General features: G+C 58.0%; 15 protein-coding genes and 1 pseudogene. 1 reads left to right on the top strand and 15 read right to left on the bottom strand.

The genetic code is table 11. The annotated features are described in order from the left end of the window. Positions 1-6: 6 nt before the first annotated feature. From ACZ5K9_RS07615 to ACZ5K9_RS07570, 10 genes and pseudogenes are all read right to left on the bottom strand, one after another. Positions 7-777 carry an ABC transporter permease gene (locus tag ACZ5K9_RS07615; RefSeq protein ID WP_464273823.1) on the bottom strand — a complete coding sequence of 257 codons (771 nt, stop codon included), beginning with the start codon at positions 775-777 and terminating at the stop codon, positions 7-9. After that, positions 774-1,772 (bottom strand): ABC transporter ATP-binding protein, encoded by a 999-nt coding sequence (locus tag ACZ5K9_RS07610; RefSeq protein ID WP_464273822.1) that lies wholly within the window; start codon positions 1,770-1,772, stop codon positions 774-776. The genes ACZ5K9_RS07615 and ACZ5K9_RS07610 overlap by 4 nt, the downstream gene beginning before the upstream one ends. A 66-nt stretch (positions 1,773-1,838) precedes the next feature. Further along, positions 1,839-2,051 (bottom strand): cytoplasmic protein, encoded by a 213-nt coding sequence (locus ACZ5K9_RS07605; protein WP_464273821.1) that lies wholly within the window; start codon positions 2,049-2,051, stop codon positions 1,839-1,841. Positions 2,052-2,118: 67 nt separating this feature from the next. Continuing rightward, on the bottom strand, positions 2,119-3,264 hold the full coding sequence (dnaJ, locus tag ACZ5K9_RS07600) for a molecular chaperone DnaJ (protein WP_464273820.1): 1,146 nt from the start codon (positions 3,262-3,264) through the stop codon (positions 2,119-2,121). A gap of 90 nt (positions 3,265-3,354) precedes the next feature. Next, positions 3,355-3,690 carry a hypothetical protein gene (locus ACZ5K9_RS07595; RefSeq protein ID WP_464273819.1) on the bottom strand — a complete coding sequence of 112 codons (336 nt, stop codon included), beginning with the start codon at positions 3,688-3,690 and terminating at the stop codon, positions 3,355-3,357. Positions 3,691-3,905: 215 nt separating this feature from the next. Continuing rightward, positions 3,906-4,094, bottom strand: a pseudogene (rpoZ, locus tag ACZ5K9_RS07590) (DNA-directed RNA polymerase subunit omega); the annotation flags it as partial. A 142-nt stretch (positions 4,095-4,236) separates the two neighbouring features. Continuing rightward, positions 4,237-5,856 carry a chaperonin GroEL gene (groL, locus tag ACZ5K9_RS07585; RefSeq protein WP_464273818.1) on the bottom strand — a complete coding sequence of 540 codons (1,620 nt, stop codon included), beginning with the start codon at positions 5,854-5,856 and terminating at the stop codon, positions 4,237-4,239. A gap of 24 nt (positions 5,857-5,880) precedes the next feature. After that, positions 5,881-6,168, bottom strand: a complete 288-nt coding sequence (gene groES, locus ACZ5K9_RS07580) for a co-chaperone GroES (protein WP_464273817.1) — start codon at positions 6,166-6,168, stop codon at positions 5,881-5,883. Between the two features lie 226 nt (positions 6,169-6,394). Then, the gene (locus tag ACZ5K9_RS07575; RefSeq protein WP_464273816.1) at positions 6,395-6,916 is read right to left on the bottom strand and encodes a cob(I)yrinic acid a,c-diamide adenosyltransferase; all 522 of its coding nucleotides are present in this window, start codon (positions 6,914-6,916) and stop codon (positions 6,395-6,397) included. Between the two features lie 212 nt (positions 6,917-7,128). After that, entirely contained in the window at positions 7,129-9,729 is a 2,601-nt protein-coding gene (locus tag ACZ5K9_RS07570; RefSeq protein WP_464273815.1) for a PAS domain S-box protein, read from the bottom strand. A 103-nt stretch (positions 9,730-9,832) separates the two neighbouring features. Between ACZ5K9_RS07570 and ACZ5K9_RS07565 the strand changes: the two genes are divergently transcribed. Continuing rightward, complete coding sequence (locus ACZ5K9_RS07565; protein ID WP_464273814.1) at positions 9,833-11,164, top strand: UDP-glucose dehydrogenase family protein; 1,332 nt, start codon at positions 9,833-9,835, stop codon at positions 11,162-11,164. Between the two features lies 1 nt (position 11,165). Here ACZ5K9_RS07565 and mraY read toward each other — a convergent pair whose 3' ends face one another. The 5 genes from mraY to purD all read right to left on the bottom strand — a co-directional run bounded on the left by mraY (position 11,166) and on the right by purD (position 17,123). Then, positions 11,166-12,272, bottom strand: coding sequence for a phospho-N-acetylmuramoyl-pentapeptide-transferase (gene mraY / locus ACZ5K9_RS07560; protein WP_464273813.1), 1,107 nt, complete (start codon positions 12,270-12,272; stop codon positions 11,166-11,168). Next, positions 12,269-14,434 (bottom strand): glycosyltransferase, encoded by a 2,166-nt coding sequence (locus tag ACZ5K9_RS07555; RefSeq protein WP_464273812.1) that lies wholly within the window; start codon positions 14,432-14,434, stop codon positions 12,269-12,271. Before ACZ5K9_RS07555 ends, mraY begins: the two co-directional genes overlap by 4 nt. A 19-nt stretch (positions 14,435-14,453) precedes the next feature. Beyond that, positions 14,454-15,101: an L-threonylcarbamoyladenylate synthase gene (locus ACZ5K9_RS07550; RefSeq protein WP_464273811.1), complete on the bottom strand. Its 648-nt coding sequence runs from the start codon at positions 15,099-15,101 to the stop codon at positions 14,454-14,456. Next, positions 15,098-15,622: a 5-(carboxyamino)imidazole ribonucleotide mutase gene (gene purE / locus ACZ5K9_RS07545; RefSeq protein ID WP_464273810.1), complete on the bottom strand. Its 525-nt coding sequence runs from the start codon at positions 15,620-15,622 to the stop codon at positions 15,098-15,100. Before purE ends, ACZ5K9_RS07550 begins: the two co-directional genes overlap by 4 nt. Positions 15,623-15,827: 205 nt before the next feature. Further along, positions 15,828-17,123 carry a phosphoribosylamine--glycine ligase gene (gene purD, locus ACZ5K9_RS07540; RefSeq protein ID WP_464273809.1) on the bottom strand — a complete coding sequence of 432 codons (1,296 nt, stop codon included), beginning with the start codon at positions 17,121-17,123 and terminating at the stop codon, positions 15,828-15,830. Positions 17,124-17,206 lie beyond the last annotated feature (83 nt).

The following is a 17,206-nucleotide window of genomic DNA, read 5'->3' as shown; positions in this document are numbered from 1 at the left end:
TTCGCCTCAGCCGCGCCACCGATAGGACTCGATCTGGCGCACGGTGACAAAAAGAAAAAAGCTCGTAAAAATGAGGTAGTAAATCACGTCCCGGGAGTCGAGGACGCCTTTGGAGAAAGTGTCGAAATGCCGGATGATGGAAAGGTACTCCACCAACCGCATGGATGTGGGCCCCATGATGGAACTCAGCCATCCGATAACCCAAAAGAGCAGCAAAGCGCCGAAAGAGAGGACCGCCGCCACGATCTGGTTTCGGGTCAAGGCCGAAGAAAACATCCCCAGTGACAAGAAGGCCGCGCCCATGAGAAACAGCCCGAGATAGGCGCTCAGTACAGCCTTCCAGTTGGGATCCGCCACGACGCCCAAAATCGCCATGCACGGCATGGTCCCGAGGAGGAGAAGGGCCAGGGTGGTGAGCACCCCGGCGAACTTTGCCGCCAGAACCCCCTTGTCGGTCACTGGCAGAGTGAACAGCAGCTCCATGGTTCCCGAACGGCGCTCATCGGCGTAGGTTCGCATGGTCAACAGAGGCGCCGTGAGCAGGAGCACCACGCCGAGGTCCATGAGCACAGGGCGCACCACCATGTCCATGAGGTTCAACTGGTGAGCCATAAAAGGGTTCTGAGAAGCCTGAAAGCTCACCATGTTGAAGTAAGCCAACGCTGTATAGAAAAAATAGCCGTTTAGCACCAAGAAGATGAACGCCACCACATAAAAAATGGGAGAGGCGAAAAGCGCGTAAAGCTCTTTAAGATAGACAGCCCAAAAACCTCTCATGCCGCTGTACCCTCCGTGTCGGCCGTTGACCGGACGTGTTCGCCCTCGGTCCCGGTGAGCTCTGCTGAAGGTTCTTCCGTCACCAGGTGCATAAAAATGTCTTCCAGGCTCAAGTCCACGGCCTTCAGTTCCAAAAGATCCACTCCATGGCGCACTGCCGTGCGCGCCAACTCGGGGCGTAAGTCTGTGCTCCGATCCGTCTCCACCAGCAGCCGCAAGGGATTGTCTGCTTCCTTGATGACGTTTAAGACCCCCTGGAGGCTTCTCAAGGAGTCCGTGAGCCCAGTGCCGTCTCCGGACACGGTCAGACAGATCTTTGCCGACTTCTGCAGCTGCGCCGTGAGAACCCCCGGCGCATCCGTGGCCACGATGCGCCCTTTGTTGATGATGAGCACCCGCTGACAGATCTGGGCGACTTCCGGCAGGATGTGACTGCTGAGCAGCACCGTATGGTCTTCCCGTAACTCCTGGATAAGTTTTCGGATTTCGATGATTTGGGTCGGATCCAGCCCGATGGTGGGTTCATCGAGGATCAGCACCGGTGGATTATTGACCAAGGCCTGAGCCAATCCCACCCTTTGTCGGTAGCCTTTGGAAAGGTTGCCGATGATGCGGTTCCGGACGGACTCCAACCCACAGACCGCCGTCACACGATCCACTTCCCTGCCCATTTCCTTCCAGGGCACACCCTTGACCTGAGCGACAAAAGTCAGGAAGCGCCGGACGGTCATTTCATTGTATAAGGGAACATTTTCCGGCAGATATCCGATTCGGCGCCGCACTTCCAAAGAATTCTCTAGGCAGTCCAGGCCGTCCACCTTGGCGGAGCCGGCCGTAGGGGGCATGAAGCAGGTGAGGATGCGGATCGTGGTGGATTTTCCCGCCCCGTTGGGGCCGAGAAATCCCACGACTTCCCCCTTGGCAATCTCAAAGCTCACATCCTGGATGGCCGGAACCGTGCCGTACCATTTGGTCAATCCCTGCGCTTCAATCATTTTCGGTCACCTCTGCATCCTTGGACACCCCAAAGCCGACTTCGAGAACCTCTGCGCTTCTCCGCGTCATGCCGTAATGATGCGCACTTCACGTTCTTGTCTGACGGTCTTGGTTCCCACCGATGTGGCACAAACCCCGCAAAGGTACTCATGGAGCTCCCCGTCAGGCAGGATCAGCAGAAGCCGGCTCCGAACCGGCATGGCCTGCCGACACCGCGGGCAGTAAAGTGCCGTGGCTCGGAAATCCTGGTATTGGCCGGTATGGCGGTCAACCCACACGATGGACCCTCCTTCGACACATGCCGAGGCGTAGGTATCCCCCTATGGGAAACACGGAGCGACCGATTCAGCGGGCGGCTTCCCCCACGACCCGGTCCTTGTCATGATGGCGTTTGCTCCAGGGCCATTTGCGGCCTTTCTTTTCGGCCTTTTCTTCTTCGATGGCCCAAAACTCCTGGAGAAGTTCTCTTTGGCGGGGCGTGATCTTGGAGGGGATGGTCACATCGATCTGGACGAACAAATTTCCTCGGCCGTAGCCGCGCAAAGACGGCACCCCTTCCCCGTGAAATTGGAGGACCGTCCCGGGTTGGGTGCCCGGTTCAATTTTGATGATCTTTTCCCCGTCGAGGGTTTTCAGGACGACTTCGTCGCCCAAAATGGCTTGAACAAAAGAGACGGATATCTTGGCGTAGAGATCGTTGCCGTCCCTTTCAAAAACTTCGTGAGGCTGAACTTTGAGCCGCACGTAGAGGTCCCCTGCCACACCCCCGCGATAGCCGCTCTCTCCCTCGCCACGCAAACGCAGCCGTGTCCCGGAGTCGACTCCCGGCGGCACTTTGACGTGGACGGTCTTGACACGCCGGACCCGGCCTTGGCCACCGCAATCCCGGCATGGGGTCGTGATCACACGGCCTGCGCCGTGGCAACGCGTGCACGTGGTGGCGATGCGGAAAAAGCCTTGGCTTTGGACTACTTGCCCACGGCCCCGGCACAACGGGCACTGGCTTTCCGACGATCCCGGCTCCGACCCGTTCCCGCCACAACGCTCGCACTGCCGGAAGGTGTCGATTTGCAAATCCTTTTCCGTGCCGAAAATGGCCTCTTCAAAGGTGATCTCCAGCTCATACAGCAGGTCGTTTCCCGGGCGTGCGCTTGAGCGGGATCTTGGGGATGTGCCGAAATTGAAACTGAAAAATTCCTGAAAAATGTCGCCGAAGGAACTGAATATGTCGTCGAAACCTTGAAACCCTTGAAATCCGCTGCCCCGCAGCCCTTCATGGCCGAACTGATCGTAGAGCTGACGCTTTTGAGGATCGCGGAGCACTTCGTATGCTTCCGCCGCCTCCTTAAACCGCTCCTCGGCTTCCTTGTCCCCTGGATTTCGGTCGGGGTGATATTGCAGGGCCAGTTTCCGATAGGCTTTCTTTATTTCTTCTTCGCTGGCATTGCGAGAAACACCAAGGATTTCATAATAGTCCCGGGTCGTTGCCATAGTCTTTGTCACCTGTGCATCCGAGGCAGTGATGGGGTTTCCCAAAGGGTAGCGGAACCGAAGGTTCCATAAGCATGCCGATGGGGTTTGTCAAGAAACCTGTTCCCGCGCCCGCTGCGCGTACAGGGTCTTGCCCAGAGACTCGGCCCGCTCCTCCAGGGCTTTCCACTGGTGGGCAGGGGGATCCTTTTTGAGCAGCCGATAAAGCCGGACAAAAAGGAAAGCGTCTCCTTCTTCGACGGCCAGGGAAACCAGCCTTTCGATTTCAGCCCACGCTTGGGCCTTTTCATAGAAATCCACGGCGTCGTGGATCAGGCCCGCCTCTTCGAAAGCTCGACCCTGCGCGGTGAGCTCATCCACGGAAACCGGCGAGCGGTTGAGGATTTCTCGTTTTTCGAGACACGACAAGAATCCTCCCTTTCCCATCGCCCCATCACCCTAGGCGCCCATAGAGAGGCGCTTCAGTCAAGGTCTTCATCCTTTTCGATGTGCTCTTCGGCCACGGCCTCTTCCATGGATTCTTCCAGGGATCCCGTATGGGCCGATTCCTCCATCACTTCCTGAATTTCCTGGGAACTGGAAGCAATCCGACGGCGCCGCAAGAGTTCGCCGTTTTGGTCCTCCCGGGCTTCCAATTCCAAGATGTTCTCCGGGGTCACTTTCCCTGCGGCAATTTCCCTCAAGGCAATGACCACTTCCTTGTTTTTGGGGGCGTCGATGAGCGGCGTGGCCCCTTTTCTCAATTGAAGCACACGACGGACCGCCAAATGAACCAAGGCGAACCGGTTTTCCACCTGCCTGAGGCAGTCTTCCACTGTGACGCGAGCCATGACGGCATCTCCTTTCCTGCACGGCAACTGGGTCGAAACGTTCCGTGCTTAGCAAAATCGCTGCCGTCAGCGCAATAAAAAAGAACCCGGACGTGGTCCGGGTTCTCTTCCAGCGCCGACATCCGGCCCGATGGATGGCGGATTAGTACATATCCTCCATGGGCGGCGTGTGCGTTTCTTTCTTTTCCTTCGGTTTCTCGGCGATCATGGCTTCCGTGGTGAGCAACAAGGATGCCACACTCGCCGCGTTCTGCAAGGCGAAGCGCACCACCTTGGTGGGGTCGATGACGCCGGCGGCGATGAGGTCTTCATAGACTTCCCGCTCGGCATTGAAACCGAAAGCCCCTTCGCCTTCCCGGACCTTTTCCACCACCACGGACCCTTCATGGCCGGCGTTGTCCGCAATCTGGCGCAGCGGAGCTTCCAGGGCCTTGCGGACAATATCCAGGCCGAACTTTTCCTCACCTTCCAGCTGCAACCCGTCCAAAGCCTTCTGGCACCGCAGCAGCGCCACACCGCCACCGGGCACAATCCCTTCTTCCACCGCCGCCCGGGTCGCATTCAGGGCGTCTTCCACACGGGCCTTCTTTTCCTTCATCTCCGTTTCCGTCGCCGCGCCCACGCGGATCACGGCCACGCCACCCACCAGCTTGGCCAGGCGTTCTTGAAGCTTCTCACGGTCGTAGTCGCTGGTGGTTTCTTCAATCTGGACTCGAATCTGCTTGACCCGCGCCTCGATGGCCTCTTTGGATCCGGCGCCATCCACAATGGTGGTGTTGTCTTTATCCACCACGACGCGCTTGGCCGTGCCCAAATCCTTGAGGGTGACATTTTCCAGCTTCACACCCAAGTCTTCGGAAACCACCTGACCGCCGGTCAAAATGGCGATATCCTGGAGCATGGCTTTGCGACGGTCACCGAACCCAGGAGCCTTGACGGCACAGACCTTCAAGGTCCCGCGCAGCTTGTTGACCACCAGTGTCGCCAAGGCTTCGCCTTCCACGTCCTCGGCAATGATGAGCAGCGGTTTGCCCATCTTGGCAATCTGTTCGAGGAGCGGCAAGAGATCTTTCATGCCGCTGATCTTCTTCTCATGGCACAAGGTGTAGGTGTCCTCCAGGATCACTTCCATCTTTTCGGGGTCGGTGACGAAGTACGGGGAGATGTAGCCTCGATCGAACTGCATCCCTTCCACCACGTCCAGAGTGGTTTCCATCCCCTTGGCTTCTTCCACCGTGATGACGCCTTCTTTGCCCACCTTGTTCATGGCTTCGGCGATGATGTCCCCAATGGTCGCATCGTTGTTGGCGGAAATGGTCCCGACTTGGGCGATTTCCCTCTGGTCTTTGGTGGGCTTGCTCATTTCTTTGAGAGCCTCGACGGCCTTGGCCACCGCTTTCTCAATGCCGCGCTTCAGGGCCATGGGGTTGTGCCCCGCGGCCACGAGCTTGAACCCTTCATGGGCGATGGCCTGCGCCAGGATGGTCGCCGTGGTGGTCCCGTCTCCCGCCACATCGCTGGTCTTGCTGGCCACTTCCTTAACCATCTGAGCGCCCATGTTGAGGAATTTGTCCTCAAGTTCGATTTCTTTGGCCACCGTGACACCGTCCTTGGTCACCGTGGGCGATCCGAAAGTTTTTTCAATGACCACATTGCGGCCCTTGGGCCCCAGGGTCACCTTGACCGCATCGGCCAAGATATCGACACCTTTCAAAATCTTGGAACGCGCTTCGCTGTAATATTTGATTTCCTTGGCTGCCATGGTCTGTCCTCCTCATCCATGCGATCAGTCGAGAATGGCCAAGATATCGTCTTCACGCATAATGAGAAGCTCTTCGCCTTCCACCTTGACTTCCGTGCCGGCATACTTGGAGAAGAGCACCCGGTCGCCTTCCTTGACCATCAGGGGGACCACCTCGCCCTTGTCCAGCAGCTTGCCCTTGCCCACGGCGAGCACTTTGCCTTGCTGAGGTTTTTCCTTGGCCGTATCGGGGATGATGATCCCGCCTTGGGTCCGTTCCTCTTCTTCCAACCGTTTGACGATCACTCGGTCATGCAGTGGACGTAACTTCATGGCCTTCAACTCCTTTTTCGTCTTGCCGTGATGTTAGCACTCAGCCGTGCTGAGTGCTAATAGCAAATAAAGACCTTGAGGCAAAATGGCAAGTCCAAAAAAAGGAAAGGAAAACAGACAAAAAGCCGAAGTGGGCCGAAGCCGAAAGGATGCCTGAAAAAACTTTCGTTTTTTTTCATTTTCTCTTTTTAACGTCTTTTTTCGAGTTTCCTGTCGCCGCTCCCGGTTACGGGTATTTTTCGGCATATCGCGCCATGGTAAACAGAAGGTCCGCCAGGCGGTTCAGGTAGGCGTGAACAAGGGGATCTTCCAACATCCCCGCCTCCTTCAGCCCGACGGCCCGCCGTTCGGCCCGACGAATCACCGTTCGCGCCACATCCAAGGCGGCACTCACACTATTGGCCCCAGGCAACACAAAATGACGAGGAAGCGGCACCTCCTGCTGTAGCGTTTCGATCCATTCCTCCAGCCTCTCCACATGTTGCGCCTCCACTTTCCAGTCGGTGGATTTTTCCGAGCTGCAAGCCAATTGCGCCCCGAGCACAAGGAGGTCCTCCTGAATCGTCTGGACCATATGACGCAGCTTCTCATTGGTGCTGAAAGCCTTTGCCAGCCCGAGAACTGAGCTGGCTTCATCCAACGTGCCGTACGCCTCCGGCCTCAGGCTGTCCTTAGAAACCCTTTCCCCCGTGAGCAGACTCGTTTCTCCTGCATCTCCTTTTTTGGAAAATCTGAAAACTTGCCCCACCTCTTGCTCCTTCCGTTCTCGATCCCTGTCCCGTCATGTGAAAGTGCCAAAAATAAACCATTCGACCGGATTCCTCCCCAAAGCCCCATCCTGGCGATGCTTGTCGCCGCAGGGTCCCATCTCCACAAGCACGACTCTTGACACTCCCTGAGAGAATTGACCGCCGGTGTGATGGCATGCCCTGGTCGCAGGCATCTCGGGGCACCTGCGGCCTAAAGCTTGGCTTCCTGCGGCCCAGGTTCCGGCTCCGTGGCGGGCATCACCGGGAAAACGACCGTAAACACACTTCCCACCCCCAAAGTGCTCTGAACGTCCAGTTCGGCACCATGGAGGCGCACCAATTCCCGCACCACGGCCAAACCGATTCCGGAACCCCGGGCCACGGTTCCCGAGATGCCCACCCGGTAAAAGTCATCGAAGATGCGTCGCAGATCCTCATGAGGGATGCCGATGCCGGAATCCTCCACGGACACGCGAAAGCGTTCGGGACTCTCCCATTTTCCCCGCACCGTCACGTGGCCTCCCGGGCGGTTGTACTTGACCGCATTGGAAAAGAGGTTGTGGAAGATGCGAAGCAATTTGTTGTAATCGCCCAGGATAGGAACTGGGTCGACCGGCATGTCCACGGCAACGGTGAGCCGATTGGTCTCGGCAAGAATCTTTAAAAGAAAGAGGGCCGCTCGAAGCACATCCTGTAAGTCCACTTTTTCTTTGCGCAAAGTGAGGCTTCCGGATTTGATCCGGGTGTAGTCGAGGAGTTCTTCGACGAGAATCATCTCGCGGCTCACGCCGATCAGACAGTAGCGCAAAAACTCCTCTTGCCGCTCAGTCACCGGGCCCCATCGACCTTGGAGCAACTTTTCCAAAAAAGCCCTCACGGGGATGAGCGGGGTGCGAAGATCGTGACTGATGCCCGCCAGGAATTTGTCCTTGAGTTCCTCCACGCTCTTGAGATCATTGTAGGCTTGCTCGAGCCTTTCCAAAATACCTTCCCGCTCACTCACGTCGCGGATCACCCGCACATAACCACGCAATGCATCCTTTCCATCCTTGAGGACACCGAGGGTCGCTTCCCCCGCGAAGAGGGATCCGTCCTTGCGCCGCCACCGAAGGGTGGCGCGTTCGGCGCGCCCCGCAGGAGAGGAAGTCTGACAGGCCGGCTCTTGTGCTTCTTCCGCCAATAGTGTGGACAAGGGGCGGCCGAGGACTTCATGGCGCAGGTATCCGAACATATTCGGGAAACCTGGTTCGTTCACGTCCACGATGGCGTCGGAAACGTCGGTCACCACAATGGCATCCCGGCTGGTGCGAAACAGGGTGCGATAATATTCTTCCGTATCCCGCAGAGCTTTTTCCGCCGCTTTCCGATCGGAAATATCCCGAATAATGGCGTACACGAAATTCGCTTCACCCGCCTCTCCGGGCACAATCCCCGCACGGAGCCAGCCCACCTGCCTTTTCCCGTCCTGACGGCAAAAATGGAGTTCCCCTTCCCAGGGCCCTTCAAGCATGAGAGGCCATATCGTTTTTTCGAATTTTTCCCGATCCGTCGGGCAAACCAGGTCGTGAAGGCGGGTGAGCAAGGCATCCCCGCGCCGCAGAAAGCCAAAAAATTCGTGGGCTGATGGATTGGCGTAAAAGAAGGTTCCCTTGGGGGAACACAAGACCACGGCATCCTGGGCCTGATGGACCAGGGTTTGAAACCGTTTGAGTTTCTGATGTTGCGTGTTCAGGTAGGCCACACCTTCATTGAACCCATCGGTCAGTTCACCGATTTCGTCGGCCGTCGTCACGGGCACACGGATATCCCATCGTCCTTGGCTGAATTCCCGAAATGCTTCCTGGAGGCGCCTCAGGGGGCGAACCAGATAGGTCGCGAGACCCCAGGCAACCACCAGGGAAAGAACGAGGGCGAAAACGCCGGCCCAAGCGGCCGCGGACAGCAGGGCGGATTGGGGTATGCCGGCGCTTTTCATGGGTAAAGCCACTGCCAGGGGCCATTGCAACTTCGGCAAAGCAGTGGAGACCACCAGAATCTCTTGGCCTCCTAAGCTCATGGCCATCGGCTCCTTATGACGGCCGCTGAGGAAGATCTGGCCGAGCCGAGATGTGAGTTCATCCCCAGCGGACTTCTCCACCCAAGGGGCAGCCTTGATGATGGATCCGTCCGCCCGGCCCGGTCTGCCGAACAGAACGATCGTTTCATCGTAGAGCCTTTTCGGTAAAGGAGCCGTAGCGCTCAAGGCCGAGAGATCCACGACAAAGGTCATAAAAACCGGCCAGGGTTTGCCCTCGGCCGTCCGTCTCAGCCCAAACTCCATGACGACAGCTCCGGATTCTCCAGGCTCAGGTCCTCTGGCGAAACACCCTTTGGGAAAAAGAGCGATGGGATCGCAACTGCTGAGGGATTCCGCGAGCAACCGCTCCTCCCCATAGCTCAGGAGGATATGGCCCAATCCATCCCGTAAAGACACCGCCGTCACCCAGGGAAAAAGGTGCAGAAAATATCGGGCGTGCTCCAGAAAGGTCTGTTTTGGAACCAGATCCACCGATGCCCGAAGGTTCTCTTCCTGGCCTCCCGGTCGGGAAACCCATGTGAGGACGGATGATTCCACGTGTCGAAGGGCATCTTCCAGGTTGTGTTCCACAAAGTGAGCAAGGGTGGAGGCCGCCGCGGCTACTTCGCCGGTACTTTTGAGTCGAACCAGGCGGCTTCCATGCCAGAATAGAATCGCGCCCGTGGTCGCCGAAGTCACAACACTCACGGCCACGATCGCTGCAAAGATTTTCGCCCCGAGAGACGCTCGGTGCATGGCTTGGCTCTTCACTTCTCGGATGGCTGTGTTAAAGTGGCGGCCGCTGAAATTGATTTTCATCTTTCAACAAAAGTCTACTGCATCCGAAGACGAGGAGACAATGAAAATAGCGGTCATCGGTACAGGATATGTGGGGTTGGTCAGCGGCACGTGCTTTGCCGAATTCGGCCACGAGGTCGCGTGCATTGACATCGACGCCCACAAGATTCAACGGCTGCGGGAGGGACAGCTCCCTATCTACGAACCGGGACTTCAACCCATGGTGGAAAAGAACTGCGCCGCGGGAAGGCTCGAGTTTTCTTCGGAGTTCGATCCCTTCATCGGCGCGGCCGACGTCATCTTCATCGCCGTGGGAACCCCGGCTTCCCGTCGAGGCGACGGCTATGCCGATCTCAGCTATGTTTATGACGCCGCCCGGACCATCGCTCCGCGACTTAAAGACTACACCGTAGTCGTCAACAAAAGCACCGTCCCCGTGGGAACCGCCCGCCAGGTGGCCCGTATCATCGCCCAAGAGAACCCACAAGCCGATTTCGATGTGGCCAGTAACCCAGAGTTTTTGAGGGAAGGGGCAGCCATCGCCGATTTTATGCGCCCCGATCGGGTCGTCCTCGGGGTCGAGAGTCCCCGGGCCGAAGAGCGGCTCCGAGCCATCTATCGCCCCTTGTATCTCATTGAAACCCCTTTTGTGGTCACCACTATTGAAACCGCGGAACTCATTAAGTATGCCTCCAATGCGTTCTTGGCCACAAAGATCAGCTTCATCAACGAAATGGCCAATCTATGCGAAGAGGTGGGTGCTGACGTCCACGCCGTGGCCAAGGGTATGGGGCTGGATGGTCGAATCGGCCGCAAGTTTCTCCACCCCGGGCCGGGTTACGGCGGCTCCTGTTTCCCCAAAGACACCCTGGCCCTGCTCAGAATCGCCCAGGAGCACGGTGTGGCCTGCCGCATCGTGGAAGCCGTCGTGGAAGTCAACGCGGCCCAGAAAGCCCGAATGGTCCGCAAGATCCGGGCAGCCCTTGGTGGCTCGGAGGCGGGGAAAACCGTCGCCGTCCTGGGTCTGGCCTTCAAGCCGGAAACAGATGACATGCGGGAGGCCCCGGCCTTGACCATCATCCCGGCCCTGATGGAGCACGGAGCCGTGGTTCGGGCCCATGACCCGCAGGCCATGAAAGAGGCCGCCAAGCACCTTCCCGAAGTCGTCTATTGCTCTTCGCCCTACGACGCCTGCCACGGGGCCCACTGCGTGGTGCTGCTGACGGAATGGAACGAATACCGGGCTCTGGATCTCGCCCGGATCAAAACCCTTTTGCGGGAGCCCATTTTCGTGGATTTGCGCAATGTTTACGAACCCGAGCAGATGAAGGCTTTAGGGTTTCATTACGATTGCGTCGGGCGTAAGATCCCGGAGAAGAGGCCCGCTCGGTGAATTAACGAATTTTGAGGGTCGCCAGGGCGACGAGGGCCAAAAGCCCGGAAATGATCCACAGGCGGATGACCACCTTGGTTTCCGCAATGCCGCGATGCTGCAAATCGTGATGCAGGGGCGCGCGATAGAAGAGGCGGCGCCCCAGCCAACGAACCCCGATTTTGTCCTGAATCTGACTACTCAAGGCTTCGGCCACAAATAGCCCACCCAGGATCGGAAACAAAAATTCCTGCTTGAGCAGCACCGAGACCACGGCCACTGTGCCTCCAATGGCCAGAGATCCGGTGTCGCCCATGAAGATTTGCGCAGGATAGGCGTTGTACCAAAGAAATCCCAGCCCGGCACCCATAAAGGCCGCTCCGAACACGGTCAATTCCCCGGCCCCTTTGAGATAGGGGTAGAAAAGATAGGCCGAGTAGATCGTGTTTCCCTGGACGTAGGCAAAAACCCCAAGAACCCCCATGACGAACAAAGAAGGAGTGATGGCCAACCCGTCCAGCCCGTCGGTGATGTTGACGGCGTTGGAAACAAAAATGACGAAAAGAAAAATAAAGAGGGCGTACAGGATCGGGTGCAGGGTCAATACGGGAACCTTGACAAACGGAATGTAGATCCGCACCGCCATCTCCGGGCCAATGGGCGACAGTGGACCCACCATGATCCACGCGAATCCCGCGCTGAACAAGCTCTGCAGGGCCAGTTTCGTCCTCTCCGACAAGCCCCGGTTGCCGCTTTTTTTGACGATTTTTCGATAATCGTCTGCAAAACCCATGAGCGCGTGCCACAGCATGGCGATTATGGGCCACAATAGAAAAGCGTTCCCCCAGTTGCCCCAGAGTCCCATGGAAAAAACCACGGCACTTACAATCAACACACCGCCCATGGTGGGTGTGCCGCTCTTGTCGTGAGTCGACAAGCCCGTTTCCCGCCGTTGGTCCTGGAAACCCCGCCGGTGCACGTATAGGATGAATCGCCGACTGAAGATAAACATGAAGGCCGCGGCGGTAAGGGCCGCCATGATGGCTCTGAAGGTCAAATAATTGATCAAACGCAGAAAGGACAAAGCTGGCCAGGTATCTAGGACAAAATTCGCCAATTCGTAGATCATGCGTGTTTCCCGACAACGGCTCCAGGTTCGGCCCGTCCGCCGGTGGGCGCGGCTGTCCCGGCCCGTCGGCACAACTGCCGCACCGCATTGTAGTTTTCACGGATGACAAAATGAGGCCGAAAGTCAGGGGCGGTCAGGATAAACTGGTCCAGCCGCTGCAAGAGCTCTTCACACGGCCAGATGACCTGCCGTTCCATGAGTCTGCGCACGCCCATCAGAGCGGCGTTGCGCACCTGCCAGTGGAAGGCTTCCCCGAGACTCAAGAGCGCCTCCAAAGCCCGACCATCAGTGCCCACCTCCCCCAAAGCGCGCGCCGCTTCGACCTTGACCTCAAAACACCGATCCTCGAGTTTTTTCACCAGCACCTTGAGCCAGCGTTCTTTCCCGGCCAAATGTCTCCCGAAATGGGACGCGGCTCGGCAGGCCTGAGCCCTCACCTCGTAATACGGATCTTCCATGGCCTCCATGAGCACGTCTTCCACCGCTCGATCCAACCGGTTCAACACCATCAAGGCCATGACGGCGTTGCGGCGAATAAACCCCACCTGCCTGTAATCGCCTCCGAAGAGACGTTCAAGTTTTGAAGCCGGCGTGCGGTCGTAAAGCATGTGGATCAAGGTCGCCGTCTTTTCATGGTATCGGGTCAAGCCGATGAGCTTGACGCCCAGATTGCGCGCGGCCCACGCCGGCTGTACCAGCAGCGCCGCGGCCCGATATCGGTAATAGGCCAGATCTTCTGCAATACCGGGAACCTGCTCGGGATCGTAGTGCTGCGGATTAGCCTCATAGGCACCTTGGAGACGCCGCAGCAGCTGGTGGTTGGACAGAAGAGGAGGAAAAGAGTCCACGCTGGAGGATGTCCACCCGTTGTCGAAAGCGTGGTCCCCATACAGCTCGCTCACAATTCTCGCCGACGCTTGTTTTCTGAAAAATTGGCGGCATCGTTCGGACATTTCGGCGAGCTTGACCTCATCGGCAAGGAGATCCAAGATCTTGGCGGCCAGATACGCGCCGTCGATGCGATCGCACAAACTCCCTCCTTCCACCACCGTGTCCTCAAAGAGCACTTCGGCGGCGCGAGCCCGCTTCATGGCCCGTGCGTTCATGACCTGGTGATCGCCGGGAAGATTGGCTTTGGGGATCAACAGCGAGGGCTTCCCCAATCGGGCGAGTTCATTGAGGCTCCCCGCTCCGCTCCGGCACACGACCAAGTCGCTCACCGCATAGATTTCCGCAATGTTATGGAAGTAGTCCTGGCGGTAATAGAAATCCGCAAACGAAGCCAGAATGTCTTCGCCATAGCGTTGCCGCAAGAGGGTTTCGGTGTCCTGTACGGCGTTGTAGTCTTCCGAGGCGGCCAACCCCATGCCGTGAATGACAAAAAGCCGATCCCGATGCAACGCCAGAACGGCCAAAGCCTCCACCACGGCCCGGTTGATGGTTCTCGCCCCTTGAGAACCACCGAAGATAAAGACCACCTTGCGCCCTTCCGGGATGGTGAAAGGCAGTCTTTGCCGCGCTTCCTCCTTGGGGATCTCGAGGATGGAGTGGCGCACCGGATAGCCCACCACGGCCCCGTTTTTGGGAAAATAGGCCAGAGTTTGAGGAAAGGTGAGGAGGACTCGAGTGGCGTAGCGCCCCAGAAGGAGGTTCATCTGCCCAGGGACGCTGTTCTGTTCATGAATGAACACGTCGACCGGCGCGATGCGTAACCCCCTGAGGATGAGGCCTGCCGTCACGATCGGGGCGCTCACATATCCCCCGGTGGCGATGATCCAATGAGGTCGGAATCGGGCCAAAATGCCGATGGATTGCAGGATTCCCCACGCCAGAGCGACCAGGAAACGCAATAAAGCCAGTGACGGTCGAAACCCGGGAAGCCCCCGGGAAGAAACGAACTCCAAAGGCAGTCCCGCCCGTTTGACAATGACAGCTTCCGCCTTGCCGGCCACACCGACGTAGAGGAAACGGGCGTCCGGCTCCCGTCTCTTGATCGCCTCGGCAATGGCCAACGCGGGGTTCACATGGCCGCCCGTACCCCCGCCTGTCAGGACGACACGCCTCGGCCCTCCTGGGTTTTTCCGCCATTTTCGGGCCAAGCTCCATCCAAGTCCACAAAGAGCCCCCAAGACCAAGAGCAGGCAGACAAGCCAGGAAATCAAAGTGCCTCCACCGGCGTCCCTATTGGGCCGCGCCGAAAAATAAAGACAAAGTTGTACGGGAAACCGCCCCTTCCCGAAGAATCTTCCATGAAAACCGTTCCTGGTGAAACCGCACGGCCACCAGGGTTGATGGAGGAGAAGGGGGAAGCGGCCCGCAGTCCACAAGCCCGTCCACCGAGCCCAACAGATCCGGAGGGAGCGCTTGCGGGTCCGACACCGACGGTTCCCCGGAAAGGTTGGCGCTGGTGGCCACAATCCACCCTCCACACGCTCTGGCGAGCATCCCTGCCACGGGATGGGAACTCACACGAACGGCGATAGTCCCATCCACCGACTGGAGGCTCTTGGGCACGTGAGCGGAGGCTTGCAAAACCAAGGTCAAGGGACCCGGCCAAAACCGCTCCGCGAGCCGATCCAAGGGATCAGATCGCCAGACCACCCATTCCCGAACGATGTCCGCATCCGCCGCAATGAGAGGAAGTGCTTTGCCCGGTGAGCGCCCTTTGATGGAGTAAATCCTTTCTACAACGCCGGGGATCCAGGGATTCCCACCCAGTCCGTAGACGGTCTCCGTAGGGTATATGATCACCCCACCTCGGCCGAGCACCTCCTTTAAATCCTGGGGCACGGGCTCCATGGGGCAGAGCCATCGCCGAAAAACGCTCATGGAAGTCCTTGAACCCTTATGGACGCATCGATTTTCTGATTCTTGGCCAAGACGTCTTCGGCCATCTCCGACTTGTATCGTTTGAGGGCTTCCGCCAAAGCCGCATCCGATAAAGCCAAAATCTGCACGGCAAAAAGAGCCGCATTGCGGGCGCCGCCTTTTCCGATGGCCATGGTCGCCACCGGAATGCCAGGAGGCATCTGCACGGTCGACAACAGCGCATCCATCCCCTGCAAGGGAGACGAGTCCACCGGTACACCGATGACGGGGAGCGTCGTTTTGGAGGCCAGCACCCCCGCAAGGTGCGCAGCCCACCCGGCTGCAGCAATGATCACCTTGAGACCGCGCTCCAGCGCCGTTGCGGCGTACTGGGCCGCGCGCTCCGGAGTCCGATGCGCTGAAAGCACTGCCGCTTCAAAGGGGACCTGAAACCTTCGGAGCACCTCGAAAGCCCCTTCCATCACGGGAAGGTCCGAATCGCTTCCCATCAACACGCCCACTATAGGTTTTCCTTGCGCCATTTTCCCTCCTTACCTCGTCCAGCCGTTATCCTTAGGGCCACCGGAATCCCCTGGACCTTCACGGCTCTTGGGTTCCGTCGGACCGCGCGCCGTCCCGACCGTCCTCAACCCTGCCCGTCTCTCAGAAAAATCGTGGAGCACATTTGCCTTTGGACTGAAAAGGCGCCCCGCCCGAGCTTCAACAGGGCGATCCTCGTCCGATTTTTCAGTCCTTGCCAATATCTTTCCTGTAGTACATCCCTTCAAAGCGGACTTTTTCCATCTCCTGATAGGCGAGGGCTCGAGCCTCAGCCAGCGTTTCCCCTGAACTCACAATGCCGAACACTCTTCCCCCGGAAGTGATCAGCGTGCCGTTTTCCCCCCATTCCGTGCCCGAATGAAAAACCAAACACCCGGGGTCGACTTGATCCAGGCCGTAAATGGGCACCCCGATTTTATAGCGGTCCGGATAACCCTTATACCAGCCCTTTTTCCCCTTGGTGCGGCCACTGACGGCAATCAAACACAAGCGGTAGCGGGGATCCCACCGCAGTGGCACATCACGAAGCCGTCCAGCCAGGATGGCTTCGCAAACGTCCACCAAGTCTGTTTCCAGCCGAGGCAGAATCACCTGCGCCTCCGGATCTCCCAGCCGGATGTTGATCTCCAGCACGTAAGGGGTGATTCCCGAAGCTTCTTGCACCAGCATCAACCCCAGGTAAAGGATGCCCCGGTAGAGAATTCCGTGCTTTTCCCGAATCCCTTCGATCAAAGGTTCGGCCACCCGGTTCATGATGGTGCGAACAAGTTCTTCGTCGAGCCAGGGATGAGGTGAGTAGGAACCCATTCCCCCCGTGTTTTTTCCTTGGTCGTCGTCAAAGGCACGCTTGTAGTCCTGGGCGGCCACCATGGGCACAAGGCTGTAGCCGTCGGAAAAACAAAAGAACGACAATTCCCTTCCGTACAGGCGTTTTTCAATGTCCACCCGGGATCCGGCATCTCCGAAAATTCTGGCTTCCATGATATCGTGGATGGCAGCTTCCGCATCGGCCACGTCGTCGCACACCAAAGAGCCTTTGCCTGCCGCGAGCCCATCGGCCTTGACCACCACAGGATAGCCCACGGAACGCACATAGGCGCGCGCCGCCTCTGGGTCTGAAAAAACAGCAAATTCGGGCACCGGAATCCCCAGCTCTTGGAGCATGATCTTGGTGTCGCATTTGCTGGACTCCAGACGGCTCGCTCGACGATCGGGTCCGATGATGGGCAGACCGCGGCTTTCAAAAAGGTCGACAATGCCCGCCGACAGGGGTTTTTCCGGACCCACGAAGGTCAGGTCAATGCCCGCCTGTTCCGCAAAATCCGCAATGGCCTCAGGGGTCTGCGCCTCCACACATTCGGCCGTTAACGAAATGCCTGCGTTCCCATGGGCGACATAAACCTTTTTGACCCTGTCGCTTTGAGCGAATTTCCACGCAATGGCATGATCCCTGCCGCCGCTTCCCACAACGAGTATTTTCATGGAACTTTTCCCCGCAGGCTAAAGGATCAGGAACACGAAAGCGGGGAGGTCCCCGCTTGTCAGATCCACGAAATTTCTGAAAA

This window comes from Desulfosoma profundi (assembly GCF_055387865.1).
This window is presented reverse-complemented; position numbering and strand designations above follow the sequence as displayed.